The sequence below is a fragment of the Agromyces cerinus genome (assembly GCF_016907835.1).
Lineage (GTDB): Bacteria > Actinomycetota > Actinomycetes > Actinomycetales > Microbacteriaceae > Agromyces > Agromyces nitratus.
Genome location: NZ_JAFBCT010000001.1, coordinates 3868685 through 3894729, shown reverse-complemented (window position 1 = coordinate 3894729; position 26045 = coordinate 3868685). Strand labels below are relative to the sequence as shown.

The window sequence follows — 26045 nt, the reverse complement described above, 5'->3', positions numbered from 1 at the left end:
CCGGCCCCTACGCCGTCGCCACGCGTCCGGCTCGCTCGAACCCGAGCGCGACCCCCAGCAGCACGATCGCGCTCGCGAGGTGCAGGAAGTGGTCGGCCGTGTTCAGCGCGAGGATGTTCGCCGCGGTGCCCGCGAGGAAGAACCCCACGATGCCGAGCAGCAGGTAGGCGGCGCCGACCGTCGCGTTGACGGCCTTCGCCGCGGCCGCCGAGACGATGCCGCCGATGAGCAGTGCGGCGCCGATCAGCAGGTGGGCCACGTTGTGGAGCGGGTTCACCGCGAACACGCCGAGGAGCAGACCTCCTTCGGTCGCGAAGAACCCGACGCCGCCGGTGACGGCGAATCCGAGCACTCCGACGAGCAGGTAGACCGCACCGAAGACGGTCGCGACGATGCGGTTCGGGGAGTTTCGCATGAGGTTCCTCCTTCTCGAGGCACGACGGCTGCCGTGCTCAGGGGATTCGGAACGTTCCCGAGATCGGATTGGTCGGGTGCGCCGCACCTCATCCGACGGCGACGACCCCGGCGAGCGCGACGCCGGTCACGATGAGCGTCGAGGCCCCGGCGAGGGCGAACGGCCGCACGCCGACCCGGCGGAACATGCTGAACCGCACGCCGGTGCCGAGCGCGAACATCGCCGCCGCGAGCAGCACCGTCTGCGCGAGGCCCGCGCCGGCGACGACGTCGTCGGGCACCCAGCCGAGCGAGCGCACCACGACCATCGCGATGAACCCCACGACGAACAGCGGAATGATCGGCGGCCGCTTGCCCGGGGTCGCGCCCGGGGTCGCGCCCGCTGCGAGCGAGCGACGACGCTGCACGCTGACGACGGCGAGCACCGGCGCGAGCATCAGCACCCGGGCGAGCTTGACCACGACGGCCACGGCGAGCCCCGCGCCGCCGATCGTTCCGCCGACGGCGACGACCTGCGCGACCTCGTGGATCGAGCCGCCCGCCCACATGCCCGCCTGCTGCGCATCGAGGCCGAGGAGCGACGCGGCGAGCGGGATGAGCGGGATCATGAGCGTGCCGAAGATGACGACGAGGGCGACCGCGGTCACGACCTCCTCCTCCTCGGCCTCGATCACGCCGTCGACGGCCGCGACCGCCGCGGCGCCGCAGATCGAGAAGCCGCACGCGATGAGCAGGCGCTGCGTCGCCGAGATGCCGAGCAGGCGCCCGATGAGCAGGGTCGAGGTGATGCCGATCACGACGATCGCCACGACGACGAGGATGACCCCGACACCGAGGTCGAGGATGTCCCCGAGCACGAGTTGCAGACCGAGCAGCACGACGCCGAGGCGAAGCAACGGCTTCGCGGCGAACGCGAGCCCAGCCTCGAAGCGCGGCGAGAGCGGCACGGTGTTGCGCAGCAGCACGCCGAGCACGATCGCGATGAGCAGCGCGCTCATGCCGGGCACGAGGAACGCCGCGGTCATCGAAGCAGCAACCCCGGCGGCGGTGAGCCCGAGTCCGGGGGCGAGGTCGGCGAGACGCGCGCGAACCCTCGCCGTCGTGCTGCGCGGCGGCTCCGGCGTGCGGGGCGATGCGGGGGTGGGTGCGATGCGGGTCATGCTGCAACGATCGCGATCGGATGCCGCGGGCGGTAGCCGCCCGTTCAGCATCGAGGCATATCATGCTGATATGCCCACCCGTTGGCCGGACCTCGCGGTGCTCGAGCTGCTGGTCGCGATCGGCCGGCACGGCAGCCTCGGGCGTGCCGCGCGTTCGGTCGACATGGCCCAGCCGAACGCGAGCCGGGCGATCGCCGGGCTCGAGCGCTCCCTCGGCCTCACGCTCATCGAACGCCACTCCCGCGGCTCGCGCCTGACCGCCGACGGCGAGGCGATCGCGGAACTGGCGGGCCGACTGCTCGTCGGCGCCGACGACCTGCTCGCCGCCGCAACGGCACGCCGAGGGCACCACGAGTCGAGGCTCGAACTCGCCGCGAGCCTCACCGTCGCCGAGTACCTGCTGCCCGCATGGGTCGCCGGACTTCGCCGCGGCAACCCCGAGCTCGACGTCCGCATGCGCGTGGAGAACTCCACGCGGGTGTTCGAACTGCTCGAGTCGCACGAGATCGAGCTCGGATTCGTCGAGTCGCCCGGTGTGCGGCGCGGCCTGCACAGTCGCACCGTCGCCGTCGACCGACTCGTGGTCGTGGTGTCGCCGACGCACGCGTGGGCCCGGCGATCGCAGATCACGCTCGACGAGCTCGCCGCCACCCCGCTCGTGACCCGAGAAGCGGGCTCCGGCACACGATCGACCCTCGCCGATGCGCTCGACGGCAGAACGCCGGCGGAGCCGTCCCTGGTCGTGGCGAGCAATGCGGCCGTGCTCATCGCCGCGGCATCCGGAGCCGGACCGACCGTGCTCAGCGACCTCGCGACCCGACCATGGGTCGCCCGCGGCGAGCTCGTCGAGGTCGCCGTCGCCGGGCTCGACCTCACCCGTCGCCTCCGCGCGGTCTGGCGACGCGGCGACGTGCTCTCCACCCCCGCCGCGACCCTGCTGGGCGAGCTGTCGCGAGGTCGCGCGGGCGGGAACATAGACTGATTCGCGGGGGAACGGCCGGCAGCGCGGGAGGGTTCGCGTCTGGCACGGCGCATCTGATGCGGTTGCGGCGGCATGCCCGGCGTCCGCTCCTCCTCGACCGACGCACGGCACTCTGGGGGAATCTGTTGTCCACTTCGATCAACACGCACGACGGCGTCACCGTCTTCCTGACGTCGGCCACCGAAGCCGACGTGCACGCCGACGGCGCCGTCCTGGGCATCCAGGCCGTCGACGGCGACGCACTGCGCGACCGGGTCGTGGCCTTCGTGCAGGAGCGCGCACAGCGCCTGGGGATTCCGGCGACCGCCGCCCTCATCGACGACTCCTCCCACTGGACCCTGACCGTCGAACCCGACGGCCGCGTCACCGAGGCGCCGACGGGCCTCGTGACCGAGAGCTTCGAGCCGCGGCCGACCTCGACCGCGGCGGCGGCACCGGTGCCGGCGGCACCGGTGCCGACAGCTCCGGTGTCGGCCGCTCCGGTGTCGGCCGCTCCGGCCGTTCCGACCGCCCAGCCGATCGCGGCTCCGCCGTTGGCCGCGGCGACGCCCCAGCCCGTCACGGCGGTCTCGGCGATGCCGGCGACGGAGCCCAAGGCGCACCGCCCCACCGTCGAGGACCTGCTCTCGAGCCGCCCCCGTCAGCGTCCGCTGAAAGCGACCATGGGATGGCAGGGCCGGGTGCGCCGCATGAGCGGCGGCCTCATCTCGCCGAAGCCGAGCGCGAGCGAGCAGACCCGCCACGACCAGACGAACCGCGTGCAGAAGCGGCTCGACGGCCCGCGCACGATCGTCGTGCTGAATCCCAAGGGCGGGGCGCACAAGACCACCAGCACCCTGTTGCTCGCCGCGACGTTCGGCCGGCTCCGCGGCGGCTCGACGCTCGCGTGGGACAACAACGAGACCCGCGGCACCCTCGGCTGGCGCGCCCAGCACACCCCGCACCACCGCACCGCGGTCGACCTGCTGGGCGACCTCGAGCAGTTCGAGAACCCGAGTGTCGCAAGCCTCAGCCAGCTCGACGACTACGTGCGCACGCAGGTCGACGCCCGCTTCGACGTGCTCGCCTCCGATGAGGATGCCGCCGCGACATCCACCATCGACGACGCCGCGTTCGACCGGCTGCACCGCACGCTCTCGCGCTACTACCGCCTGCTGATCGTCGACACCGGCAACAACATGCGGGCCTCGAACTGGGTGGCGGCCGTGGCCGCAGCCGACCAGCTCGTGATCGTCTCGACGGTGCGCGAGGACACGGCGGCGAGCGCCGCCTGGCTGCTCGACGGCCTCGCCGAGAAGGGGTTCGGCGACAAGGTCGACCGGGCCGTCACGATCCTGACCTCGCCCTCGGAGAAGCCTGACCGCGAGCTCGAGCAGCGCCTCGCCGACCACTTCGGCGCGCTGACCGCGGCCGTCACGACGATCCCGTACGACGCCGCGCTCGTCGACGGTGGCACGATCGACTTCGACGCCCTCTCGGCCGAGACGCACGACGCGTGGCTCACCGCCGCCGCCGTGGTCGCCGACCAGCTCTGAACCAGGACGCGGAGATGATGATCGACGAGCACAGCCCGAGGGAGCGCGAAGTGCCGCTGCACGAGATGGCGCCGGTCGACCGAGACGCCGCCTCCGCGATGTGGAACGACTACTGGCGTGCCCATCCCGACCAGGTCGGTCTCGATGACGTGCCGACCGTCGAGCGATTCGGCGATCACGCCGAGCTCTCGGATGCGCTGCTCGAGCTCGTCATGTCCGGCCGGAAGCGCGCCACGGCCACCCTGGTGAAGGAGTTCGCCGCCGACGGCGTGCCGCTCCCCCGCGTCGGGAGCCACTGGATCGCGTGCGACGCGAGCGGCGCTCCCCGGGTCATCCTGCGGAGCACCGAGCTGCGACTCGGCACGATCGCGGACGCCGACGAGGCCTTCGCCTTCGACGAGGCGGAGGACGACCGATCGCTCGAAGCCTGGCTCGTCGGCCACCGTCGCTACTGGGACCGCGTCTGCACCGCGCTCGAGATCGAATGGTCCGACGACCTCGAGATCCTCTTCGAACGGTTCACGGTGGCGTGGCCGGAGACCCGAGGGCCGCTCGCCGGCTGACGCACCCCGGGAGGTTGCACGGCGGCGTGCGCACGCCCAGGGCTAGGAGCCGTCGCGCAGGTCGGCGGGAGCCACGTCGGTGAACCGGATGGCGTCGAACCGTGCGTCGCAGGTCGTTCCCATCGGTGCTTGCGCGAGGAAGCCCACGACCGGGGCGACATCCGTGTGCACTCGGAAGAGGCGGACGAAGTCCCATCGGGCACCATCCGTCGATGCGTGGAATGCGTACGCCGACCCGAGTCGCGCCACTCGGAGGTGGGTGAACGGTTCCTCGACGACGGTCGAGTTGCAGTCGTCCGAGAAGCCGTTGGTCACCACGCTGACCACCATGGCCTGCCCGGCCGGCGAGTACTCGAAGCACAGCTTGGCCCAGTGGTCCTCGTCGCACCACAGGCCGAGCGCCGCGGCATCGAACGTGGAACGCTCCCCCACGACGCGAACCCGTGCGCTGAGCGCGAAATCGCCCGAGGGCCGGAAGCCGAGCAGGCTCGCTCGATGCTGTCCGGGGCCGCCGAGGGGGTCGTTGCTCCAATCGACTCCTGCCGAGGCGCGCAGGCGGAGCTCGCCCGCGTCGTCGTCGACGTCGGCACCCGCCGCGCCGTTCGTCCACTCCAGGACCGGCAGACCTGCTACTCGCACGGATTTCCCCACTTCGTCGACGAGAACACTACCGGCGGAACGAGCGCTGGGCTCGGACCCGCTCAGCCACCGACGCGCTCGAAGCAACCTCGAAACACAGCCCGGTTACACTCGCATTCGGCCTGGACCAGCCCGCCACCAGCGAAACGGCCGATCATCCAGAGTTCCGCGCACACGATCCGCGGGATTCGCGAGTGCCCCGGGGTGGCCCATGAACAGCGAACCGATCACCGTCTCGATCCGACGCGAGGTCGACCCCGAGCGCATCTCCGAGGCGACCGCGTGGGTGCAGACCGGCGTGAACCTCGCCGCCAAGTACCCGGGCTTCCTCGGCTCGGGCTGGGTGCGCGCGGGCGAGGGCTCGCAGGTCTGGCACATGCTCTACCGCTTCGCGAACGAGGAGACCCTCGACGCGTGGGAGCGCTCGGCCGAGCGCACCTGGTGGCTCTCGATGGGCGAGGGCTTCGTGCGCTCGGAGCGCAGCAAGCGACGCACCGGCATCGAGGGCTGGTTCGACGACCCGGCGACAGGTTCGGTGCCGGTGGCGGATGCCGCGGCATCCGCTGCGCTCGATGAACTGCCGCCCGCACCGCCGCGGTGGAAGCAGGCCGTGACGATCTGGCTCGGCTTCTTCCCGGTGAACCTCGTCTTCACCCTGCTCGTGACCGCGTTCGTTCCCGGCTGGAACGAACTCGAAGTCGTCTGGAAAGTGCTCGTCACGACGCTGCTGCTGACGCCCGTCATGACGTTCTGGGCGCTGCCCTTCGTGACGCGCATGCTGCGTCGCTGGCTCGCGCCCGCCGCTCGCTGAGGCGGCTCTCGCTCGCTGAGGCCGGCCGCGGTCGCTGGCGCTCGCCGCTACGCGGAGGCTTCGCCCGTCACGCGCCGGTGCTCGAGCACGCGACGGATGACGAGCACGACGAGGGCGATCGCGATCGCGCCGTAGACGACCCAGTCGAGGTACTGCAGGTACTCCTCGAGCAGCGCGTGCTGGGTGCCGAGCGCGGCGCCGACGCCGATCAGCAGGCTGTTCCAGATGCCGGAGCCGATGGCCGTGAACAGGCAGAACCAGGCGAGCGGCATGCGATCGGCGCCCGCGGGCAGCGAGATCAGGCTGCGGACGCCGGGGATCATGCGCCCGACGAGCACCGACCAGCTGCCGTGCTTATGGAACCAGGCGGCGCCGCGCTCGAGGTCGGTGAGGCTGACGAGCCGCGTCCAGGCGATCCAGCGGATGGCCCGTTCGAGGCCGACTGCGGCACCGAGCCCGTAGAGCACGAGCGCACCGATGAGGGACGCGAGCGTGGACCAGACGATGAGCCAGCCGAGGTTGAGATCGCCCGCCTGGCTGAGGTAGCCCGCGAACGGCAGGATCACCTCGCTCGGGATCGGGGGGATCAGCACCTCGAGGAAGACGAGCACGCCGACACCGAGGTCACCGAGGTTGTTCAGCACGTCGGCGGCGAATCCGGTGAGGCCGGTGAAGCCGTGGTCGTCGGTCGTCAGCAAGGTCGTGTCTCGGCTCTCGGGTCGGGGTCGATGATCGGCGCTCAGCGGCAGACCCACGGTACCGGCTGCCGAATGGACGAAAGCTGGGCGCCCCCGCTCAGCGGGGCGTGCCGATGCGGCGGGCGAGCGTCGAGGCAGCCTCCTGCACCACCGACACGTACCGGGCGACGTCCGCGTCGGGCGCGGCATCCGGATACGTCACTGCGACGGCCGCCGCCGGCCAGCCGACGTGATCGCGCACGACCGCGCCGACCGATGCCAGTCCGCCCGTGACCTCCCCGTCCTCACCGGCCCAGCCCTGCTCGCGCACCACGGCGAGCACGCGCTTCAGGCGCCCGTAGCTCCACTCGCCGTCGGCGCCGTCGAGTGCCGGGCGCCCGGCGAACGCGGCTTTGTCGGGGTAGAGCGCGCGAAGCTGCGCAGGCGGCAGCACGGCGAGCATCGCCCGGCCGGTGGCGGTGAGGTGCGCAGGCAGCCGTACGCCGACGTCGGTCACGAGCGACGGGCGGCGGGGCGCGCGCTCCTCGACGAGGTAGAGCACGTCGCGCCCGTGCAGCACTGCGAGGTGCCCGCTCTCGCCGAGGCGGTCGACGAGGGCCGCGACGAGCGGCCGGCCGAGACGGGCGAGGGGCTGCTGGCGCGAGAAGCCGCTCGAGAGCTCGAACGCGGCGATGCCGAGCCCGTACCGTCGCTCCTCGGGCAGGTGCACGATGAAGCCGTGCTCCTGCATCACCGCGAGCAGGTGGTAGACCGTCGAACGCGGGATGCCGAGCGCCGAGGCGATCGTCGCCGCCGGCACCGGCCCGCGCTGGGCTGCGAGATGCGTGAGGATCGCCAGCGTCTGGTCGGCCGCGGGCACCTTCGACGCCTGCGACCCGCCCGCCCGGCGGCCGATCGCATCGAGATGACGGTTGTCGTCGCTCTGACGGCGGGGATCCGGCATCTACTGTCCTCTCGATGTGCGCGTGGAGCGCCGATGTGCGCGTGGAGCGAGCGTACCGCCGAAGTCTGGGATACCGGACAGCGACCCCGCCTCCGCGCTTCCCGCGCGCGTGGGGGCGGTGTGGAATCGGAGGTATGAGCAGCAACGTCTCCGCACCCGCACGCGCCGCGGCATCCGTCACCGTCGGCACCGGCCCCCTCGGCATCGACGACGTCGTCGCGGTCGCCCGCCACGGGGCGTCCGTCGTGCTCGACCCGGCGGCGCTCGACGGCGTCGCCGCGAGCCGTGCGATCGTCGAGGGCCTCGCCGCCGACCCCGAGCCGCACTACGGCATCTCGACGGGCTTCGGCGCGCTCGCCACGACCTTCATCGCGGAGGACCGCCGCGCCCAGCTGCAGGCGAGCCTCGTGCGCTCGCACGCCGCGGGCTCGGGTGCCGAGGTCGAGCGCGAGGTCGTGCGCGCCCTCATGCTGCTGCGACTCTCGACCCTCATGACCGGGCGCACGGGCGTGCGCCGCGAGACCGCGGAGACCTACGCGGCGATCCTCAACGCGGGCATCACCCCCGTCGTGCGCGAGTACGGCTCGCTCGGATGCTCCGGTGACCTCGCACCCCTCGCGCACTGCGCGCTCGTGGCGATGGGCGAGGGCGAAGTGCGGGTCTCGACGGGCTCGACCGACGGCGAAGGCGAGTCGACGGATGCCTCGAGCGCCCTCGCCGCCGCGGGCATCACCCCGCTCCACCTCGCCGAGAAGGAGGGCCTCGCCCTCATCAACGGCACCGACGGCATGCTCGGCATGCTCGCACTCGCGATCGACGACCTGCGGATGCTGCTCACCACGGCCGACATCGCCGCGGCGATGAGCGTCGAGGGACTCATGGGCACCGACGCCGTCTTCGCCGCCGACCTGCACGCGCTCCGCCCGCAGCGCGGCCAGGCGATCTCCGCGTCGAACCTGCGGCGCCTGCTCGCCGACTCCCCCATCGTGGCCAGCCACAAGGGCCCCGAATGCACCCGGGTGCAGGACGCCTACTCGCTGCGTTGCGCCCCCCAGGTGCACGGCGCCGCCCGCGACACGCTCGCGCACGCGGCATCCGTCGCCGACGCCGAGCTCGCGAGCGCCGTCGACAACCCCGTACTGACCCTCGACGGGCGCGTCGAGTCGAACGGCAACTTCCACGGAGCGCCGGTCGCGTACGTGCTCGACTTCCTCGCGATCGCAGTGGCGGATGTCGCGTCGATGAGCGAGCGGCGCACCGATCGGTTCCTCGACCGGGCGCGCAACCAGGGCCTGCCTCCCTTCCTCGCGCACGAGGTCGGCGTCGACTCCGGGCTCATGATCGCGCAGTACACCGCCGCGGGCATCGTCTCCGAACTGAAGCGGCTCGCGGTGCCGGCATCCGTGGACTCGATCCCGTCGTCGGCGATGCAGGAGGACCACGTCTCGATGGGCTGGGCGGCCGCGCGCAAGCTCCGCCGCTCGATCGACGGGCTCTCCCGGGTGCTCGCGATCGAGGTCATGACGGCTGCCCGCGGGCTCGCGCTGCGGGCGCCGCTCGTGCCGGGAACCGCCACGGGCGCTGTCGTCTCCCTCGTCGCCGAAACCGGTGCCGTGCCGGGACCCGACCGCTTCCTCTCCCCCGAGATCGAGGCGATCTCGGGCATGGTGGCGCACGGCGACGTCGTCGTCGCGGCGATGTCGGCGGGGGGCGCACTCGACTGAACGGGTTCGAGTTGTGCCCCGAACAGGGTGCGAGATCTCTGCGTTCAGGTGTTGTGTCGACCTGCTCGCGCTGAGAGACTGAGGGAGATGCCGGCCCCCGAAAGCCGGCTCGCGAACGGAACCCTATGTCGCTGATGCATCGATCGCCCGGTCTGAGCCACCCGTTCCGTGTGCAACGCACTCGGCCCGATGGTCTCGCGGTCGCGGCCGCAGCTGCCGTGATCGTGCTCGGCATCTCCGGCATCAGCACGGCGTCGGCAGAAGAGGTCGTCGCGACCGAGGACGCGGCCACGACTTCCGAGACCACGACCGAGGACACCGGGTCGACCGACACCGGGAGCACCGACACCGGGAGCACCGAACCGGCGCCCGAGGAGACGGAACCGCCGGCCCCCACCGAGGAGCCGGCCCCCACCGAGGAGCCGACCGAATCGCCGGCCCCCACCGAACCGCCGGTGACGCCGACTCCCACCCCGACTCCCACTCCCACGCCCACGCCCACCCCGACGCCGACGCCGACCCCGACGCCCACCCCGACTCCCACCCCGACGCCGACTGCACCGCCGACGACGAAGCCGGCCCCGCCCTCAGCACCGGTCGCCGCCCCGCGCGCACCGCTGCTCATCGGCAGCGGACCGTACGCTCGCATCGCGAGCGGCAGCGACCCGCAGCTCAGCTCGCTGCTCGGGGCCCGCACCGCACTCGATCGGGCGACGGCCGCCCTGCGCACGGCCGAGGCCGAACTCGAGACGGCTCGATCGACGCAGGCTGCGGCACGCGCCCTGGCGACGCAACTGCAGGGGCAGGCCGACGAGGCCCGCGCCGTTGCAGATGCGGCCGGTGCTGCCGCCTTCGCCGCTTCGCGCGGCGGTGACACCTCGCTCACGTCGATGGCTGCCGCATTCGGCTCCGGCAAAGACCTGCTCGCCGGCCTCGGGGGCGTGGCACGTGTCGACCAGATCACCGGCGATGCCGAGAAGCTGCAGAACATCGCCCAGAAGCGCTCCGATGAGGCCGACGTCGCCGAGCAGCGAGCCGCAGACGCCTGGGCCGACGTCGACGCCGTTCCGGTCGAGGCGGCAGAGGCCGCGGTGGCCGCGGCGGAGCGCGATGTGAAGTCGGCCCGCTCGGATCTCTCCGGCCTGCGCGCACGCGTCGCCGCCTCGAGCGTCTCGCTCATCGACTCCCTCCCGCGCGACGCCGGGCAGCTGAGCGAGCAGGGCTGGGCCCCGCCGGTCTCCGGCGCTCAGACCGACGGCTTCGGCCCCCGGCCGAACAAGCCGCTCGCGGGGGTGAACGAGTTCCACCGTGGCACGGATGTCGCGTCGAGCTGCGGCTCGCCGATCTTCGCCGCCACCGGCGGCATCGTCGTCGAGGCGCGCCCGAGCGGCAGCTACGGCAACTGGATCCTGCTCGAGCACGGCGCCGGCGTCTCGACCGGGTACGCGCACCTCTCCGACGGCGGCATCCTCGTGAGCCCTGGCGACAAGGTCACGGCCGGCCAGCTCATCGGCACCGTCGGCAGCACCGGCGCATCGACCGGCTGCCACCTGCACTTCGAGGTGCGACTCGATGGCACCGCCGTCGACGCCGTGCCGTTCATGGCGGCTCGCGGCATCCGACTCGGCTGACCCGCCTGCGGGCGTGGAGCGGTCTCCCGGCCGGTGGCGTCGCGCACCCGCCGCACATCTGGTATCCCAGACAGCACGAGCGCGACATCCGTTGTCGGCGACCACTCGGTGCGCGAGCATCGGAACATGACCGACGCACCCAACGCAGCACCCGCCGGCCCCCGCACGGTTCGCGCCGCACGAGGCACCGAGCTCACCGCCAAGAGCTGGCAGACCGAGGCGCCGCTGCGCATGCTCATGAACAACCTCGACCCCGAGGTCGCCGAGCGGCCCGACGAACTCATCGTCTACGGCGGCACGGGCAAGGCCGCCCGCAACTGGGAGTCGTTCGACGCGATCGTGCGCACGCTCGAGGGCCTCGAGTCCGACGAGACGCTGCTCGTGCAATCGGGCAAGCCCGTCGGCGTCTTCCGCACGCACGAGTGGGCGCCCCGCGTGCTCATCGCGAACTCGAACCTCGTGGGCGACTGGGCGACGTGGCCCGAGTTCCGGAAGCTCGAGCAGCTGGGCCTCACCATGTACGGCCAGATGACGGCCGGCTCGTGGATCTACATCGGCACCCAGGGCATCCTGCAGGGCACCTACGAGACCTTCGGCGCGATCGCGCGCGCCCGCTTCGACAGCACGCTCGCCGGCACCCTGACCCTCACGGGCGGCTGCGGCGGCATGGGCGGCGCCCAGCCCCTCGCGGTCACGATGAACGAGGGCGTCGTGCTCATCGTCGACGTCGACGCCACGCGCCTCTCCCGCCGCGTCGAGCACGGCTACCTCGACGAGATGACCGACGACCTCGACGACGCGATCGCCCGGGTGCTCGCCGCGAAGGAGTCGCGCACGCCGCTGAGCGTCGGCCTCGTCGGCAACGCCGCGACCGTTTTCCCCGAGCTGCTCAACCGTGGCGTCGCGATCGACATCGTCACCGACCAGACGAGCGCGCACGACCCGCTGTCGTACCTGCCCGAGGGCGTGAGCGTGGCCGAGTGGCATGAGCTCGCGGCATCCGACCCCGAGGCGTTCACCGATCGCGCCCGCGCGTCGATGGCCAAGCAGGTGCAGGCGATGGTCGAGTTCCAGGACGCCGGCGCCGAGGTCTTCGACTACGGCAACTCGATTCGCCGCGAGGCCGAGCTCGGCGGCTACGACCGCGCGTTCGCGTTCCCCGGGTTCGTGCCCGCCTACATCCGTCCGCTCTTCGCCGAGGGCAAGGGCCCGTTCCGCTGGGCTGCGCTCTCGGGAGACCCGGCCGACATCGCCGCGACCGACAAGGCCATCCTCGAGCTCTTCCCCGACGACGAGCACCTGCGCCGCTGGATCACGAAGGCGGGCGAGAAGGTGCACTTCGAGGGCCTCCCCGCGCGCATCTGCTGGCTCGGCTACAAGGAACGCCACCTCGCGGGCCTGAAGTTCAACGAGATGGTGGCCTCGGGCGAGCTCAGCGCGCCCGTCGCGATCGGCCGCGACCACCTCGACTCGGGATCGGTCGCGAGCCCGTACCGCGAGACCGAGGCCATGGCCGACGGCTCCGACGCGATCGCCGACTGGCCGCTGCTGAACGCCCTGCTCAACACCGCTTCGGGCGCGACGTGGGTGTCGATCCACCACGGCGGCGGCGTCGGCATCGGCCGCTCGATCCACGCCGGCCAGGTGATCGTCGCCGACGGCACCGAGCTCGCGGCGGAGAAGATCGCCCGCGTGCTCGTGAACGACCCGGGCACCGGCGTCATGCGTCACGTCGACGCCGGGTACGACCGCGCGGTCGAGGTCGCTCGCGAACGCGGCCTGCGCGTGCCTATGCTCGAGGCATGAGCGACGGGGGCGCCGCGGGGCGCATGCTGCTGACCGGCATCGGCGAGCTCGTCACGAACGACCCTGCGCCCGGCCGCGAGGCCGGACCGCTCGGCATCGTGCGCGATGCCGCTGTGCTCGTCGAGGACGGCCGCATCGCGTGGGTCGGCAGTGCCACGCACGCCGACGAGCACCTCGATCACCGGGCCGAACGCGAGGATCGCCGCGAGGGCGACGAGCACCGTTCCATCTGGGACGCCGAGGTCGAGGTCGTCGACGCCGGCGGCCGGGCCGTGATCCCGGGCTTCGTCGACAGCCACTCGCATCTCGTCTTCGGCGGCGATCGTGCTGCGGAGTTCGCCGCACGTATGGCCGGGCAGGCATACGAGGCCGGAGGCATCCGCTCGACCGTCGCGGCCACCCGTGCGGCGACCGACGACGAGCTGCGGGCGCGGCTCGCCGGCTTCGTCGCCGAGCTGCACGCCCAGGGCACCACGACCTTCGAGATCAAGTCGGGCTACGGCCTCTCGGTCGCCGACGAGGAACGGCTCGTGCGACTCGCCCGCGAGGTCACCACTGAGGTCACCTTCCTCGGCGCCCACGTCGTGCCGTTCGAGTTCCGTGAGGACCCGGCGTTCGGCGGCGACGCCGATCGCGCCTCCGAGGCCTACGTCGACCTCGTCGTCGGCGAGATGCTCGACGCGTGCGCACCGCACTCGCGCTGGGTCGACGCCTTCTGCGAGCGGGGCGCGTTCACGGCCGAGCAGTCGCGGCGCGTGCTCGAGGCGGGTGCCGCAGCAGGACTCGGCGTGCGGGTGCACGGCAACCAGCTCGGCGAGGGGCCCGGCGTGCAGCTCGCGGTCGAGCTCGGCGCCGCATCGGTCGACCACTGCACCTACTTGAGCGATGCGGATGTCGCGGCGCTCGCGTCATCCGACACGGTCGCGACCCTCTTGCCGGGCGTCGAGTTCTCGACCCGCCAGCCCTACCCCGATGCCCGACGACTCATCGAAGCCGGTGTCACCGTGGCGCTCGCAAGCGACTGCAATCCGGGCTCGAGCTTCACGAGCTCGCTGCCGTTCTGCATCGCCGTCGCCGTGCGCGACATGGGCATGACCCCCGCCGAGGCCCTCTGGGCGTCGACCGCGGGCGGCGCTGCGGCGCTTCGGCGAACGGATGTCGGTGCGATCCGCCCCGGTATGCGCGCCGACCTCGTCGAGCTCACTGCGCCGAGCCACGTGCACCTCGCCTACCGGCCGGGGGTGCCGCTCATCGGGCGCGCCTGGAAGGACGGCGCGGTCGTCGCAGGCTGAGGAGGCGGTGTCACCCGCGCCGCACCTCGATCGCACTGATGCCGCTGAGGCCGATCCAGGCGCGGTCGGCCGTCTCGACGAGGGTGGCGAGCACGTGGTCGCAGGCGCTGCAGCGCACGACGGTGCCGGCGCCGCTGCGGTAGACCATCGCGCGGGCGAGCTCGCCGATGGCGCCGCAGCCGTTGCACCGCGCCGTCGCGGTGGTCATGTCGAAGCTGAAGAACTCGGCAAGGGGGCCCGCCAGGGCGTTGCCGTCGACATGCTGCATCAGGTGCCTCCGTATCGCTCGGTGCGGATCGATCGCGCGTCGTGGCCGAGCTCGACGAGCCAGTCGGCGACGCGCTCGACGAAGCCCGTCGAGCCGCAGACGAAGACGCGCGGCCGCTCGGCGGCCGGGATCACGGCGGCCTCGAGCACGTCTCGCGTGATGCGCGCGGGCGGCGAGGGCCATCCCTCGGGCGCGCGGCGCGTGTAGACGAGGTCGAGCTGCAATGAAGCGGATGCCGCAGCGAGGCGCCGCAGCGCGTCGGCGAAGTAGACGTCGTCCGGGCTCCGCACCGAGTAGAGCAGCCGGAACGGCGTCGGGTCTTCGGCGGCATCGTGGGCCGCGGCCATCGCGAAGAGCGGCACGACGCCCGAGCCTCCGGCGATGAGCTGCACCGGCCGGGTGTCTCTCGTCGCGTCAGCGGCCGGGTCGCCCGCTGCCGCGGCATCCGGTGCCCACACGAAGAACGCGCCGAGCGGCCCGTGCACCTCGAGCATGTCGCCGGCGCGCACCTCGTCGACGAGGTAGGGCGAGACCTCACCATCGGGCAGCTTGTCGACGGCGAGGGTCACGTGCGTGCCCGTGCCCGAGGACGCGATCGAGTACGAGCGGGTCGCGGTGTAGCCGTCGGGTGCCGTGAGTCGCACATCGAGGTGCTGGCCGGCGGCATTGCCGGGCCATCCGTCGACCTCGAGCTCGATGCGCGCGGCGTTCGGCGTCTCACGACGCGTCGATGCCACGGTCGCGACGTGCCAGCCCGATCGGGGCACCGCGAGCACCGCGGCAGCCGACGCAGCGGCCGGCGCCGTCGTCTGGGCCGTGGCCTCGCTCACCAGTAGCGCTCCTCCGTCCACGGATCCCCGTGGAGGTGGTAGCCGTTCTGCTCCCAGAATCCGGGCTCGTCCTGATCCATCATCACGAGGCCGCGCACCCACTTCGCGCTCTTCCAGAAGTAGAGATGCGGCACGAGCAGCCGCGCGGGCCCGCCGTGCTCGGCTTCGAGCGGTTCGCCGTCGAACTCGAACGCGACCCAGGCCTTGCCGTCGAGCAGCTCGTCGAGCGGCACGTTCGTCGTGTAGCCGCCGTAGCTGTGCGCCATGACGTACTCCTGCTCGGTCTCGACGTGCTCGAAGAGCGTGTCGAGCGAGACGCCGCGCCAGCTCGTGCCGAGCTTCGACCAGTGCGTGACGCAGTGGATGTCGGTGTCGACGTCGTCGATGGCCAACGACGTGAACTCGTCCCAGTTCCAGCGGTGCACGCCCGACTCGGTGCGGATCGTGAACTCCCACTCGGCCGTGTCGACCTCGGGCGTGGGCCCCGCCGAGAGCACCGGGAAGTCGTGGACGAGGGTCTGGCCGGGTGGCAGTCGCTCGTCGCGCTCACGATCGCGCCCGCTGAACCCCCTGGTGATGAACGACATGGCGCTCCCTCCCGTTTGGCATCGACACTAGTGACGCCGGGGGCTGCTGTCACCGGTTCCGATCGTGCGAGCGGTCGGGGGCGTCGAACGTCACCGCGATCGGGGGTGCGGCGACCTTGCCCGTATTCGTCGCGGTGCGCACGTCGGCCCACGATGCCGCGTCGAAGGTGAAGACGGCGACGGCCGCCGTCGACATCGCCTCGGCGGTCTTCGAGAATCGGGTCGCGAGTTCGGTCATCTCGGGGTTGTGACCGACGAGCATCGCGACCGCGAGACGGTCGTCGAGCGAGCGGATGACCCGCAGCATCGTCTCGGCGGAGGCGGAGTAGAGGCGCTCGTCGGCGATGATGCGGCGGGCCGGTGTGCCGAGTTCTCCGGCGACCAGCGCCGCCGTCGCCCGCGCTCGCTCCGCGGTGCTCGTGATGATCACGTCGGGCTCGATGCCACGCTCGACGAGTCGTCGACCCATGCGCGGCGCATCCTGCCTGCCGAGATCGTTCAGCGGGCGATCGTGATCGGCGAGACCTGGCGAGTCCCAGCTCGACTTCGCATGGCGCATGAGCACAAGGGTCTTCACGGTGGGTCCTTCCGTCGGGTCGGTCTCGCGCACGCCCTGCTCAGCGCAGTGCGATGCCCGCCGCGACCTCCAGCACGCAGAGTGCCGCTCATCGTACGCTACGCCCGTCCGGCGCATCCGCGGAGGCATCGACCTCGGCGAGGCCGATGGACGCCGAGATGCCGGCTCCCGATCGCCCGGTGATCGTCAGTCGTCACGCACTCGTCACCGGCGGGCGTGCCGTCACCGGTCGCGAGCAGGAGCCTCGAACAGCACTGCGACCGGCGCAACCGCGCCGACCTCGGCCCAGCCCGCGACGTCGAAGCGGAACTCGGCGACGGCGCAGGTCGGCATCTCGGCGATCTCATCCGAGAGTCGAGAGGCGAGCTCGCCGATCTCGGGATTGTGGCCGACCAGCATGACGCTGGCCAGCTCAGCGTCGAGGGCCCGGATGACGTCGAGCAGATCCTCCGGGGAGGCACCGTAGAGACGGTCGTCCTCCAGGATCCGATCGGATCCGAGGTCGAGCGCCTGCGCGAGGATCACCGCAGTCGAGCGGGCGCGCACCGCCGTACTCGTGATGATCACTTCGGGCTCGACGCCGCGCTCTCGCAGTCGCTCACCCGCCCTCGGCGCATCGCGCCGGCCCCGATGATTCAATGGGCGATCGTGGTCGGGAAGAGTCTGGTCGCCCCAGCTCGACTTGGCGTGCCGCACCAGCAGGACAGTCTTCATGGTTCCGTTCCCGTGTTCATCGTGTGCGTCTCGATCGAGGCACCCCACTCAGCGCAGTGCGATGCCCGCGGCGACCTCCAGCACGCAGAGTGCCGCCAATCGTACGGTACGCCCGTCCGGCGCATCCGCGGTGGCATCGACCTCGGCGAGGTCGACCGATTCCACTCGCGAGTCGGCTCCGGCCGCGCGCGCGGCCTGCCGCAGCTCGTGCGCCGAGATGCCGCCCGGCACCGATGCGGGGCATCCGGGTGCCACCGCGCGGTCGCACACGTCGACGTCGAGATCGACGTGGATCGGGCCGCCGCCCGCGCCGGCGATCTCGAGCGCCTCGGCGAACACGTCGTCCATCGGGCGTCGATGCAGCTCGTCGCGGTGCACGACGGTGATGCCGGCGTCGCGGGCCCGGTCGGCGTATTCGCGGGAGTTCACGAAGTCGGCGATGCCGATCTGCACGATACGGCGGCCGTCGAGGCCCGCTTCGAGCAGCCGTCGCACCGGCGAGCCGTTGCTCACGCCGTCGCGTAGGTCGTAGTGGGCATCGAGCGTGATGAGCCCCGCCGTCGCGAGCCGATCGCCCCAGACGCCGAGTGCGACGGGCGAGGTCAACGAGTTGTCGCCGCCGAGCGCGACCACGGTGCCGGCCCGGGCCGACGCCGCGGCGACCGCCGCACGAACCCGCGCCTCGCCCTCGGGCCCGTCGGGCTCGCCGACATCGCCGGCGTCGGCGAACACGAGGTCGCCGAGCGAACGCGCGTCGCCGCGGCGCTCGCGATCGGCCATGAGGGTCGGGCTGTAGCGGCGCAGCGCCGCGCGGATCGCCGCGGGCGTCGCGTGCGCGCCGGTCGGCGAGAGCGACGTGCTGAACGCGGGCACCCCGAGCAGCGCGAGATCGGCGCGCTCCCCTGCGCCGAGCGCGTCGAGCGGCGGCCAGTCACCGGCCCGTGGCCAGAGCGGATCGTTCGGAAGCGCAGCGGTGCCCATGGTCAGACGCTAGCAATGGCGGATGCCGCGAGCCGAGGCATCCGCCATCACTCGTGTCTGCGATACCGGACGACTCACGGTCGTTCGCTCGTACGCCAGGGTCGCGCATCGGTGCGGAGGAGGCTGTAGACAGCCACGTCGTGATTCGTTCCCGCGTTGAAGAACGCCCCGCGGGCGACGCCCTCGTACATGAACCCGCACTTCTCGGCGATGCGCCGGCTGGCACCGTTCTCGGGCACGATCACCAGCTGGATGCGGTGCTTCTTCTTGGTGCCGAAGAGGTGGTCGACGAGCAGTTGCACCGCCTCCGTCACGTAGCCGCGGCCGGCCTGGGCCGGGTCGTACAGCTGGTACGAGAGCTCGTACGCGTCCCAGTAGTTCACCGGGATGAAGAACTCGATGTGCCCGATGATGCGAGCGTCGTCGGCTCGGACGCGGATCAGGAGCGTGCCCTCGTCGCGCTCCCAGAATCCGGTCGCGGCGAACCGCGCGGCGAGCACCGGCTCCGACACGACCGTGAGCGGGAAGTAGGCGCCGCGAGTGCCGAGGTCGACCTGCGCCTCGTAGAACGCAGGCAGGTCGGCCTGCCGCACCGGGGCGAGCGTCACCAGTTCGCCGGTCAGCATCCCGCGACTCCGCGGAGGCACCTTCGCACCATGGGCGGCATGGTACTCGCCGGCGAGGCGGGCGTCACCTGGTCGGCGACCTCACCTGGCCGGCGAGCGCGGCAGCCTCAGCCGCGGAGGGCCGCGAGCAGCTCACGCTCGCGGTCGGCGGTGAGCCCGGCGCCGCGCTCGCGATCGAGCCCCTGACTGCGCTCCCACTCGAGGATCTCGCGCAGCAGCTGGTCGAGCGGGCGCAGTCGCAGGCCCGCCGCGACCGCCGCGGCGTTCGACCGGTCGAGGAAGGCGCGCCACTCGGGGTCGATGATCCAGAGCGGCAACGACTCGGGACCCGACCACTCGGCCACCCCCTGCTCGGCGAGCCACTCCGGCGAGACCGCGACGACCTCGCCCTCGTGCCCGGCGATCGCGCGCGAGCGGTCGAGCCAGTCGCCGAACGTGGTGCGCTCGCCGACCGCGTTGAACGCACCGGTGGCCCCTCGCTCGATCGCATCGAGCGTGAAGGCCACGAGGTCGTCGACGTGGATCGCCTGCACGGCGTCGTCGAGGATGTCGGGCACGAGCATCGGCTCGTCGCTGCGCGCGGCGCGCGCCACCCAGTAGCCGCCGCGGCCCGACGGGTCGCCGGGTCCGACGATGAGGCCGGGGCGGACCACGAGCAGTCGGTCGCCCAGGGCCTGCCGGTACGCCGCCTCGATGGCGGACTTCGCCTCGCCGTACGTCTCCGCGGTCGATTCGTCGCCATCGAGCGGCGGCATGAGCTCGGCCGACTCGTCGGCGCCCGGTTCGTTCTGGGCGGCGTAGACGTTGCCCGAGGAGATGAAGGTCCAGTGGGCCGTCTGCTGGGCGAGCGCCGCGGCGGCGCCGCGCGCGAATCCCGGCTGTCGGGTGACGTCGATGACGGCGTCCCATTCGCGACCGGCGACGGCGTCGTAGGCGCCGGGCTCCGATCGATCGCCCGCGACGAAGGCCGAGCCCTCGGCCGCCGCGCCGGCCTCCCCCCGTGCGAACGAGGTGACCGCGTGCCCGCGGCGCAACGCCTCCCGGGCGAGTTCGCGACCGAGCCACTGGGTACCGCCGAGGATCAGGATCTCCATGCGGACATCACAGCACGATGCGGATGCCGCGCGCGCCCCTGTTCTCGATCCGCGAACCCCGCGGCATCCGCTGCTACCGTCGGAGGACGTTCGCGACGACTCGGGAATAGTTCGGGCGAGCAGGCGTTTCCACCTGATGACAGATACCCCCTAGGGGTATAAGCTCGACTCGAGCTTGACGACGGAGGAAGATCGATGAGCACGACGCACGGCGGACACGAACACGAGGGTCACGCAGGGCACGATGGTCACGCGGGGCACGACGGTCACGCAGGGCACGACACGAGTGCGCAGGACTCGCATGCCGGGCACCAGCACGCGCCGGCGGCGACGGCACCCGCCCCGCACGCGGGGCACGACATGAGCGGGCACGACCCGCACGCCGGACACGACATGAGCGCGCACGACCCGCACGCAGGTCACGACATGAGCGGGCACGACCCGCACGCAGGTCACGACATGAGCGGCCACGGCGGGCACGGCGATCACGTCGGCCAGTTCCGCCGCCTGTTCTGGATCATGCTCGTGATCGCCGTGCCGACGATCGCGTTCAGCCCGATGTTCGCCTCGATCCTCGGCTACACGCTGCCCGACAACCCCGTGATCCCGTGGATCTCCCCGGTGCTCGGCACGGTCATGTACTTCTGGGGCGGCAAGCCGTTCCTCACGGGCGCCTGGTCGGAGCTGAAGGCGCGCAAGCCCGGCATGATGCTGCTCATCGGACTCGCCATCACGGTCGCATACTTCGCATCGCTCGGCGCGAGCCTCGGCCTGCTCAGCCACCACCTCGACTTCTGGTGGGAGCTCGCGCTCCTCATCGTGATCATGCTGCTCGGTCACTGGATCGAGATGCGCTCGATCATGCAGGCGTCGAGCGCGCTCGAGGCGCTCGCCGCCCTGCTGCCCGACGAGGCCGAGCGGGTGGTCGCGACGGGCTCGACCGACGGGGTTTCGACAGGCTCAACCAGCAGCCTCGCAATCGAGACCGTCTCCCCCTCGGAGCTCTCGGTCGGCGACGTCGTCATCGTGCGCCCCGGCGGCCGCGTGCCCGCCGACGGCGAGGTCATCGACGGCACGGCCGCGATGGACGAGTCGATGATCACGGGTGAATCGTCGACGGTCGCCCGCGGCCCCGGCGCGCACGTCGTCGCCGGCACGGTCGCGACCGACACTGCGATCCGCGTGCGGGTCGGCGCGGTCGGCGACGACACCGCCCTCGCGGGCATCCAGCGCCTCGTCGCGCAGGCGCAGGCCTCGACCTCGCGTGCGCAGCGCCTCGCCGACCGCGCCGCCGGCTGGCTCTTCTGGTTCGCGCTCGGCGCTGCGGTGATCACCGCGATCGCCTGGACCCTGCTCGGCGACCCCGACGACGCCGTGATCCGCACGATCACCGTGCTCGTGATCGCCTGCCCCCACGCCCTCGGCCTCGCCATCCCGCTCGTCGTGTCCATCGCGACCGAGCGTGCGGCGAAGGGCGGCGTGCTCGTCACCGACCGCCTCGCGCTCGAGACGATGCGCACGGTCGGCGCGGTGCTCTTCGACAAGACCGGCACGCTGACCAAGGGCGAGCCCGCCGTGACGGATGCCGCGGCCGCACCGGGTCACGACCTCGACGAGGTGCTCGTGCTCGCGGCATCCGCCGAGGGCGACTCGGAGCACCCGCTCGCGAAGGCGATCGTGGCCGAGGCCGGCCACCGCGGGCTCGCGACGCGCGCCGCCCAGGGCTTCGAGGCCTCCGCCGCGATCGGCGTTCGCGCCATGGTCGACGGCCGGGCCGTGCAGGTCGGCGGCCCCGGCATGCTCGAGCGCGAGGGCCTCGCGCCGCTCGCGGCATCCGTCGCCTGGGCCGAAGCCGGCTCGACGGTGCTGCACGTGCTCGTCGACGGCGGGGTGGCCGGCGCCATCGCGCTGGCCGACGAGATCCGGCCCGAGTCGAAGGAGGCAGTCGAGGCGCTCCACGCCCTCGGCGTACAGGTCGTGATGATCACGGGCGACGCCGAGCCGGTGGCCCGCACGGTCGCCGCGCAGCTCGGCATCGACCGGGTCTACGCGGGCGTGCGCCCCGAAGACAAGGCCGCGAAGGTGCAGGAGCTGCAGCACGAGGGCCTCTCGGTCGCGATGGTCGGCGACGGCGTCAACGACGCCCCGGCGCTCGCGCAGGCGAACGTCGGCATCGCGATCGGTGCCGGCACGGATGTCGCGATCGCCTCGGCCGGCGTGATCCTCGCCTCGAGCGACCCGCGTTCGGTGATCTCGGTCATCGAGCTGTCGCGGGCGAGCTACCGCAAGATGTCGCAGAACCTGTGGTGGGCCGCCGGATACAACCTCGTGTCGGTGCCGCTCGCGGCGGGCATCCTCGCCCCGATCGGGTTCGTGCTGCCGATGTCGGTCGGCGCGATCCTGATGAGCCTCTCGACGGTGATCGTCGCGGCGAACGCGCAGCTGCTGCGCCGCCTCGACCTGCGGCCCGAGGCTTCGACCCGCGCGGTGCTCGACCGGGCGAGCTGAGGCGCGTCTGCGGGTTGAGCCTGTCGAAACCGCCTCACGGAGCGGGGTTTCGACAGGCTCAACCCGCAAGAACGCTCGACCGGGCTCAACCCGCAGATCGGCGCGGCCATGCCGCCCATGCGCGGCGCGTGCCGAACGGGCCGGGGCCGCCGCCCTCGCTCGACCCGCGCTCGGTGCGGAATGACGCCCAGCCGCCGGATGCCTCGGCGAACCCGCCCGACACGACAGCGTCGACGTGCTCGCGCACCGACGCGACCGAGTCGGCGACATGCTCGTCGCACGCATCGCATCCGCAGAACGGCGACGGCAGTCTCGTGAACTCGCCGCATCCGATCACGAGGCCGGGGAACGAGGTGAGGCCGATCACGATCGGCGCCGCGTCATCCGCTCGCGGGCGCAGCCGGACCGCGCGCACGACCTCGACGCCCTCTGTGAGCCAGGGCTCGACCGGCGGCTCGACGTCGCGCTCGACGTCGAACTCCGCTTCGAGGTCGTCGGCGAGCGCGAGCGCGAACGCGTGCAGCGGGCGGTAGCGCTCGGTGTCGCCGACGCGGCTGTACGCCTCCTGCGGCGGGCCGTCGACGCCCCACCGGTACGGCTCGGCCGGGAGGTCGTCGACGCCCGACGACGCGCCGCGTCGCGGCGGCTCGAACGCACGGCCGGGGCCGGGGTCGACTCCGTCGGTCATCCGTCCTCCCGATCCACGAGCCCCGTCATGATCGCGGTGTCGGGGTCCACGCAGGCTTCCTCAAGCGCGGCATCCCACTCGGGGTCGTACATCGACCGGGTGTTCGAGGGGAACCACCCCTGGTTCGGCCAGTTCGCCACGAACTCCTCACGCGGCGGGGCCGGGGCCACGTCGATGCCGTTCTCGGCCAGGCACGGGCCGTAGTACTCGGTCAGGTAGTCGTAGATCCAACCGAGCTGCTCGGCGTTCGGCGGTCCAGAGGTGCGCCTGTCGGGATGAGCGACCCGGCACGTGTACGCGGCGACCTCCTGTGCGGTCGTCGTCGTGGTCGCGTTGACGCTGACGACCGGTCCGTCAGGGGTGCCGGAATGCCCCTCCTCGATCGGGAGACCGGCTGCTTCGAAACAGCCCCGTCTGACGTCGACGCGATTCGCCTCGGTCACGTATTCGAAGGCGACCTCGGGGCGCACGGCATCGGGGAACCGTGCGAGCACTCCCTGCCAATCGCGGTCGGCCTCGGCGATGCGCGCGGCCTCCACATCGGCATCGGTGAACGGGTCGCCTGCGGGCCATGGTGCGAACTCGGGCATCGGGATGGACACGATCTGCGCCGCGGCATCCGTCGCCTCGGGCGTCGCCGTGGCGACGCCTGCGGCCACGCTCGCCCCGGAGCATGCGGTCAGCGCCGCCACCATCGCCAGCGCCGCCAACGCCGCAGCAGTCGTCGTCCTCGGCCCGGAACCCCTCGTACCGCGCATGCGCACCTCCGCCGCGAACCTAACAGTGCGATGCGCGTCGGCGCCAGAGCCCGTACTGCGGGTTGAGCTTGTCGAAACCCGGCCCCGGGGGCGGTTTCGACAGGCTCAACCCGCAGAACCCGACAGGCTCAACCCGCAGAACCCGACGAGCTCGACCCGCGGGGCGCTCAGACGAACTCGAGCAGCTTCTCGATCATGATGATGCGCCGTGCCGCCTCGATGAGCGCGAGGTGCGAGAACGCCTGCGGGAAGTTGCCGAGGTGCTGCCCGGTCTGGGTGTCGAGCTCCTCGGCGAGCAGGCCGAGCGGCGAGACGACGCGCAGCAGCTTCTCCATGAGCGCGCGGGCGCGGGCGCCCTCGCCGATGATGGTGAGCGCCGAGACGAGCCAGAACGAGCAGATGAGGAACGTGCCCTCACGCCCAGACAGACCGTCGTCGGTCTCCTCCGTGCGATAGCGCAGCGCGAATCCACCTTCGGAGAGCTCGTCGGCGATCGCGAGCACGGTCGCGCGCAGCCGTTCGTCGTCGGGCGCCAGGAACCCGTAGATCGCCGCCAGCAGAGCGGATGCATCGAGCGCATCGGTGCCGTAGTGCTGACGCAGCACGCCCCGCTCGCTCACCCCCTCGGCGAGGATGTCGGCCGCGATCTCGTCGGCGACCACGCGCCACCGCACCGCGGACTCGGCGTCGCCCACGACCGTGCCGAGCTTCGAGGCGCGGTCGAGCGCCACCCAGCACATGATCTTCGACGACACGTAGTGCTGGGGCGCCCCGCGCGCCTCCCAGATGCCCTGGTCGGGCTCGCGCCACACCGCCGTCGCGCACTCCGCCTGCGAGCGGATGAGCGGCCAGAGCGCACGCGGCACGCGCTGGCTGCGATGGGCGTGCATGAGGATCGCGTCGAGCACGGCGCCGTACAGGTCGTTCTGGCGCTGCGCGAACGCCCCGTTGCCGGTGCGCACCGGCCGGGCGCCCTGATAGCCCGTGAGGTGGTCGAGCGTCGTCTCGGTGAGGTCGCGTCGGCCGTCGATGCCGTACATGATCTGCAGCGAACCGTCGTCGTTGGCCTCGAGCCCCGAGAGGAACTCGACGAACTCGTCGGCCTCCCAGTCCAGGTCGAGGTAGTGCAGCGCCTGCACGGTGAAGGAGGAGTCGCGGATCCAGTTGTAGCGGTAGTCCCAGTTGCGCTCCCCGCCCGGCGTCTCGGGGAGCGAGGTGGTGAGGGCTGCGACCGTCGCCCCGGTCGGCATGTAGGTGAGCCCCTTGATGGTCAGCGCCGAGCGCTCGAGGGACTCGCGCCACGGGTGGTCCGGAATCGTCGCGTCGGCGAGCCAGTCGCGCCAGTAGGTGACGGTCGAGTCGAGTTCGGCCGCTGCCTCCTCGAACGTCGCCGGGCCGACGAGGTCATCGGCCCAGGACAGTGAGCAGAACGCCCGGTCGCCGGCGTGCAGCGTATGGCGCGCTCGTACGTGGCCACCCTGCACTCCGAGCGGAAGGTCGGAGCGAAGGCGCAGCGACATCCCGCCGCCGCTCGCGGTCGCCTCGTGTTCGTCGTCTCCATCCCATTCGGCGCCGACGCGCCCGTAGTCGAAGACCGGCTCGCAGAGCAGTTCCATCTCGACGTGTCCGTCGAGGCAGGTCACCGTGCGCACGAGGCAGTGCGCGGCGTCGTCGTCGGCCGGCGCGCGGGTGTGCGGCGTGGTCGTGTCGGGCGCCGATCGCGACACGATCGTGAGCGCATCGCGCACCTCGGCCCAGCCCGTCGGGGTCTTCCACGTCGTCACGAGCACGTTGGTGCCCGGTTCGTACGTGCGGGCCGATGGCGCGTTGACGTCGAACGGCCCGAACCGGAAGTACCCGGCCTGCCGGTCGAGGATCGTCGCGAAGACGCTCGGGGCGTCGAATCGCGGCGGGCAGAGCCATCCGATCGCACCGTCGGGCGCGACGAGCGCACCCGTGTGGCAGTCGGAGAGGAACGCGAACGAGGCGATCGGCGGGAACGGCGAGCGCGCGACCGCACCCTGCATCTGCGGCGCCCGGCCCCCGGTCACGACGCCTCCGGCGACAGTTCGCGGGCACACCGGAGCAGGGCTCGCAGCGCCTCCTGATCCAGGTCGGCGAGGGAGCCGTCGACATCGGTGTCACTGCGTTCCATGGGGCCTCCGAGCACGGTCGGTCACGGGTGGGGGCCGCCGACGGTCGCCGTCGCGCCGCGC

General features: G+C 72.0%; 25 protein-coding genes. 9 read left to right on the top strand and 16 right to left on the bottom strand.

Annotation, left to right across the window (positions count from 1 at the left end):
• Positions 1–7: 7 nt before the first annotated feature.
• Both JOE59_RS18190 and JOE59_RS18185 read right to left on the bottom strand, forming a co-directional pair.
• Positions 8–415 carry a DUF4383 domain-containing protein gene (locus tag JOE59_RS18190; RefSeq protein WP_204463068.1) on the bottom strand — a complete coding sequence of 136 codons (408 nt, stop codon included), beginning with the start codon at positions 413–415 and terminating at the stop codon, positions 8–10.
• Positions 416–503: 88 nt separating this feature from the next.
• On the bottom strand, positions 504–1574 hold the full coding sequence (locus JOE59_RS18185; RefSeq protein WP_204463066.1) for a YeiH family protein: 1071 nt from the start codon (positions 1572–1574) through the stop codon (positions 504–506).
• Between the two features lie 70 nt (positions 1575–1644).
• Between JOE59_RS18185 and JOE59_RS18180 the strand changes: the two genes are divergently transcribed.
• From JOE59_RS18180 to JOE59_RS18170, 3 genes are all read left to right on the top strand, one after another.
• Positions 1645–2556 (top strand): LysR family transcriptional regulator, encoded by a 912-nt coding sequence (locus JOE59_RS18180; RefSeq protein WP_204463064.1) that lies wholly within the window; start codon positions 1645–1647, stop codon positions 2554–2556.
• A 125-nt stretch (positions 2557–2681) separates the two neighbouring features.
• Positions 2682–4091: a MinD/ParA family ATP-binding protein gene (locus tag JOE59_RS18175; protein ID WP_239560390.1), complete on the top strand. Its 1410-nt coding sequence runs from the start codon at positions 2682–2684 to the stop codon at positions 4089–4091.
• 14 nt (positions 4092–4105) lie between these two features.
• Positions 4106–4654, top strand: a complete 549-nt coding sequence (locus JOE59_RS18170) for an ASCH domain-containing protein (RefSeq protein WP_307837119.1) — start codon at positions 4106–4108, stop codon at positions 4652–4654.
• Positions 4655–4696: 42 nt separating this feature from the next.
• Here the strand turns inward: JOE59_RS18170 and JOE59_RS18165 are convergent, their stop codons facing one another.
• The gene (locus JOE59_RS18165) at positions 4697–5293 is read right to left on the bottom strand and encodes a DUF1349 domain-containing protein (RefSeq protein ID WP_204463062.1); all 597 of its coding nucleotides are present in this window, start codon (positions 5291–5293) and stop codon (positions 4697–4699) included.
• A 211-nt stretch (positions 5294–5504) separates the two neighbouring features.
• Here JOE59_RS18165 and JOE59_RS18160 point away from each other — a divergent pair, with 211 nt between their 5' ends.
• Positions 5505–6104 carry an antibiotic biosynthesis monooxygenase gene (locus JOE59_RS18160; RefSeq protein ID WP_204463060.1) on the top strand — a complete coding sequence of 200 codons (600 nt, stop codon included), beginning with the start codon at positions 5505–5507 and terminating at the stop codon, positions 6102–6104.
• A 47-nt stretch (positions 6105–6151) separates the two neighbouring features.
• Here the strand turns inward: JOE59_RS18160 and JOE59_RS18155 are convergent, their stop codons facing one another.
• Together JOE59_RS18155 and JOE59_RS18150 are read right to left on the bottom strand one after the other, a co-directional pair.
• Complete coding sequence (locus JOE59_RS18155) at positions 6152–6802, bottom strand: DedA family protein (protein ID WP_239560389.1); 651 nt, start codon at positions 6800–6802, stop codon at positions 6152–6154.
• Positions 6803–6899: 97 nt separating this feature from the next.
• Complete coding sequence (locus JOE59_RS18150; protein ID WP_374191141.1) at positions 6900–7661, bottom strand: IclR family transcriptional regulator; 762 nt, start codon at positions 7659–7661, stop codon at positions 6900–6902.
• Positions 7662–7879: 218 nt separating this feature from the next.
• Between JOE59_RS18150 and hutH the strand changes: the two genes are divergently transcribed.
• The 4 genes from hutH to hutI all read left to right on the top strand — a co-directional run bounded on the left by hutH (position 7880) and on the right by hutI (position 14198).
• Positions 7880–9469 (top strand): histidine ammonia-lyase, encoded by a 1590-nt coding sequence (hutH, locus tag JOE59_RS18145; protein WP_204463054.1) that lies wholly within the window; start codon positions 7880–7882, stop codon positions 9467–9469.
• Positions 9470–9639: 170 nt separating this feature from the next.
• Complete coding sequence (locus JOE59_RS19170; RefSeq protein WP_307837118.1) at positions 9640–11100, top strand: M23 family metallopeptidase; 1461 nt, start codon at positions 9640–9642, stop codon at positions 11098–11100.
• 126 nt (positions 11101–11226) lie between these two features.
• Positions 11227–12906 (top strand): urocanate hydratase, encoded by a 1680-nt coding sequence (hutU, locus tag JOE59_RS18135; RefSeq protein ID WP_204463052.1) that lies wholly within the window; start codon positions 11227–11229, stop codon positions 12904–12906.
• Complete coding sequence (gene hutI, locus JOE59_RS18130) at positions 12903–14198, top strand: imidazolonepropionase (RefSeq protein WP_239560387.1); 1296 nt, start codon at positions 12903–12905, stop codon at positions 14196–14198. The genes hutU and hutI overlap by 4 nt, the downstream gene beginning before the upstream one ends.
• Positions 14199–14208: 10 nt before the next feature.
• Here the strand turns inward: hutI and JOE59_RS18125 are convergent, their stop codons facing one another.
• The 8 genes from JOE59_RS18125 to JOE59_RS18090 form a co-directional block, all read right to left on the bottom strand.
• The gene (locus tag JOE59_RS18125; RefSeq protein ID WP_239560381.1) at positions 14209–14466 is read right to left on the bottom strand and encodes a DUF6510 family protein; all 258 of its coding nucleotides are present in this window, start codon (positions 14464–14466) and stop codon (positions 14209–14211) included.
• Entirely contained in the window at positions 14466–15296 is an 831-nt protein-coding gene (locus JOE59_RS18120; RefSeq protein WP_307837117.1) for an FAD-binding oxidoreductase, read from the bottom strand. Before JOE59_RS18120 ends, JOE59_RS18125 begins: the two co-directional genes overlap by 1 nt.
• A complete protein-coding gene (locus tag JOE59_RS18115; protein WP_204463050.1) occupies positions 15293–15883 on the bottom strand; it encodes a sulfite oxidase-like oxidoreductase in 591 nt (196 codons plus the stop codon). Before JOE59_RS18115 ends, JOE59_RS18120 begins: the two co-directional genes overlap by 4 nt.
• 49 nt (positions 15884–15932) lie before the next feature.
• Positions 15933–16460, bottom strand: a complete 528-nt coding sequence (locus tag JOE59_RS18110) for a SixA phosphatase family protein (protein ID WP_307837116.1) — start codon at positions 16458–16460, stop codon at positions 15933–15935.
• 222 nt (positions 16461–16682) lie between these two features.
• The gene (locus JOE59_RS18105) at positions 16683–17174 is read right to left on the bottom strand and encodes a SixA phosphatase family protein (protein ID WP_204463047.1); all 492 of its coding nucleotides are present in this window, start codon (positions 17172–17174) and stop codon (positions 16683–16685) included.
• Between the two features lie 48 nt (positions 17175–17222).
• Positions 17223–18155, bottom strand: a complete 933-nt coding sequence (locus tag JOE59_RS18100) for an arginase family protein (RefSeq protein ID WP_204463045.1) — start codon at positions 18153–18155, stop codon at positions 17223–17225.
• A gap of 74 nt (positions 18156–18229) precedes the next feature.
• Positions 18230–18781 carry a GNAT family N-acetyltransferase gene (locus JOE59_RS18095; protein ID WP_204463043.1) on the bottom strand — a complete coding sequence of 184 codons (552 nt, stop codon included), beginning with the start codon at positions 18779–18781 and terminating at the stop codon, positions 18230–18232.
• Between the two features lie 107 nt (positions 18782–18888).
• Positions 18889–19875: an NAD-dependent epimerase/dehydratase family protein gene (locus JOE59_RS18090; protein ID WP_204463041.1), complete on the bottom strand. Its 987-nt coding sequence runs from the start codon at positions 19873–19875 to the stop codon at positions 18889–18891.
• A gap of 360 nt (positions 19876–20235) precedes the next feature.
• Between JOE59_RS18090 and JOE59_RS18085 the strand changes: the two genes are divergently transcribed.
• Positions 20236–22383, top strand: a complete 2148-nt coding sequence (locus tag JOE59_RS18085) for a heavy metal translocating P-type ATPase (RefSeq protein ID WP_239560379.1) — start codon at positions 20236–20238, stop codon at positions 22381–22383.
• An 85-nt stretch (positions 22384–22468) separates the two neighbouring features.
• Here the strand turns inward: JOE59_RS18085 and JOE59_RS18080 are convergent, their stop codons facing one another.
• The 3 genes from JOE59_RS18080 to JOE59_RS18070 form a co-directional block, all read right to left on the bottom strand.
• Positions 22469–23071: a DUF6226 family protein gene (locus tag JOE59_RS18080; protein ID WP_204463037.1), complete on the bottom strand. Its 603-nt coding sequence runs from the start codon at positions 23069–23071 to the stop codon at positions 22469–22471.
• A complete protein-coding gene (locus JOE59_RS18075; protein WP_204463035.1) occupies positions 23068–23829 on the bottom strand; it encodes a hypothetical protein in 762 nt (253 codons plus the stop codon). The genes JOE59_RS18080 and JOE59_RS18075 overlap by 4 nt, the downstream gene beginning before the upstream one ends.
• A gap of 167 nt (positions 23830–23996) precedes the next feature.
• Positions 23997–25880: a glycoside hydrolase family 15 protein gene (locus JOE59_RS18070; protein ID WP_204463033.1), complete on the bottom strand. Its 1884-nt coding sequence runs from the start codon at positions 25878–25880 to the stop codon at positions 23997–23999.
• Positions 25881–26045: the final 165 nt, after the last annotated feature.

Coding starts and splice junctions, on each gene's coding strand:
- JOE59_RS18190 (WP_204463068.1), bottom strand. CDS start 415: ATGCGAAACTCCCCGAACCGCATCGTCGCGACCGTCTTCGGTGCGGTC.
- JOE59_RS18185 (WP_204463066.1), bottom strand. CDS start 1,574: ATGACCCGCATCGCACCCACCCCCGCATCGCCCCGCACGCCGGAGCCG.
- JOE59_RS18180 (WP_204463064.1), top strand. CDS start 1,645: ATGCCCACCCGTTGGCCGGACCTCGCGGTGCTCGAGCTGCTGGTCGCG.
- JOE59_RS18170 (WP_307837119.1), top strand. CDS start 4,106: ATGATGATCGACGAGCACAGCCCGAGGGAGCGCGAAGTGCCGCTGCAC.
- JOE59_RS18160 (WP_204463060.1), top strand. CDS start 5,505: ATGAACAGCGAACCGATCACCGTCTCGATCCGACGCGAGGTCGACCCC.
- hutH (WP_204463054.1), top strand. CDS start 7,880: ATGAGCAGCAACGTCTCCGCACCCGCACGCGCCGCGGCATCCGTCACC.
- hutU (WP_204463052.1), top strand. CDS start 11,227: ATGACCGACGCACCCAACGCAGCACCCGCCGGCCCCCGCACGGTTCGC.
- hutI (WP_239560387.1), top strand. CDS start 12,903: ATGAGCGACGGGGGCGCCGCGGGGCGCATGCTGCTGACCGGCATCGGC.
- JOE59_RS18125 (WP_239560381.1), bottom strand. CDS start 14,466: ATGCAGCATGTCGACGGCAACGCCCTGGCGGGCCCCCTTGCCGAGTTC.
- JOE59_RS18115 (WP_204463050.1), bottom strand. CDS start 15,883: ATGTCGTTCATCACCAGGGGGTTCAGCGGGCGCGATCGTGAGCGCGAC.
- JOE59_RS18105 (WP_204463047.1), bottom strand. CDS start 17,174: ATGAAGACTGTCCTGCTGGTGCGGCACGCCAAGTCGAGCTGGGGCGAC.
- JOE59_RS18100 (WP_204463045.1), bottom strand. CDS start 18,155: ATGGGCACCGCTGCGCTTCCGAACGATCCGCTCTGGCCACGGGCCGGT.
- JOE59_RS18095 (WP_204463043.1), bottom strand. CDS start 18,781: ATGCTGACCGGCGAACTGGTGACGCTCGCCCCGGTGCGGCAGGCCGAC.
- JOE59_RS18090 (WP_204463041.1), bottom strand. CDS start 19,875: ATGGAGATCCTGATCCTCGGCGGTACCCAGTGGCTCGGTCGCGAACTC.
- JOE59_RS18085 (WP_239560379.1), top strand. CDS start 20,236: ATGAGCGGGCACGACCCGCACGCCGGACACGACATGAGCGCGCACGAC.
- JOE59_RS18080 (WP_204463037.1), bottom strand. CDS start 23,071: ATGACCGACGGAGTCGACCCCGGCCCCGGCCGTGCGTTCGAGCCGCCG.
- JOE59_RS18075 (WP_204463035.1), bottom strand. CDS start 23,829: ATGCGCGGTACGAGGGGTTCCGGGCCGAGGACGACGACTGCTGCGGCG.